Source organism: Bartonella sp. AA81SXKL (assembly GCF_042196945.1).
Lineage (GTDB): Bacteria > Pseudomonadota > Alphaproteobacteria > Rhizobiales > Rhizobiaceae > Bartonella.
Genome location: NZ_JBHIRH010000415.1, coordinates 1 through 545, shown reverse-complemented (window position 1 = coordinate 545; position 545 = coordinate 1). Strand labels below are relative to the sequence as shown.

The window sequence follows — 545 nt, the reverse complement described above, 5'->3', positions numbered from 1 at the left end:
TGCCGCATGGCACCGGTTGCTTGTTTGTCTGCTTCTTGTTCTACCGAACCTTTAAAGACTTGTGGATCTTTCACATAATCTAAAGCTTGCCCTAACAATTCGGGATTGCCCACCAATTTGGCAAAATCACCAGTAAAATCGCGCCCAGCAATGGCAATCAGCGAGCGCATCCCCTGTTCGGATTTCGCTAAAACATCAAAAAAGCGTACCAAGGTGCCGGTGGCATCTTTGTCCAGATCTTGCATGAATTTTTCGCGAGAAAGCCCGATATTGGCAAAAGCATCTTCAATATGCTTGCCTCCTGCCTGAATACGGGCACTCATGGCATTAAAACCACGCGCGGCACTCTCTGGAACAATCCCAGCAGAAATCATCGCCGTACCAAATGCCGCAGTTTCGCGCGCGGTGAGCTTAAACATGGTTGCCGCACCGGTGGCACGATTGGTAAAATCAGACACTTCACTGGCTTTTGCCGCCATGTGATTAGAGAGATGATTGATAGCATCGCCTAGATCTTCAATGCCTGCCTGATTAAGCTTAAAGAC

At 48.4% G+C, this 545-nt stretch carries 1 protein-coding gene; it reads right to left on the bottom strand.

Features of this window, described 5'->3' with window-relative positions:
* Window positions 1–545 (bottom strand): phage tail tape measure protein (locus tag ACFINZ_RS12000; protein WP_375701645.1); only part of this gene is annotated, 545 nt, incomplete at both ends.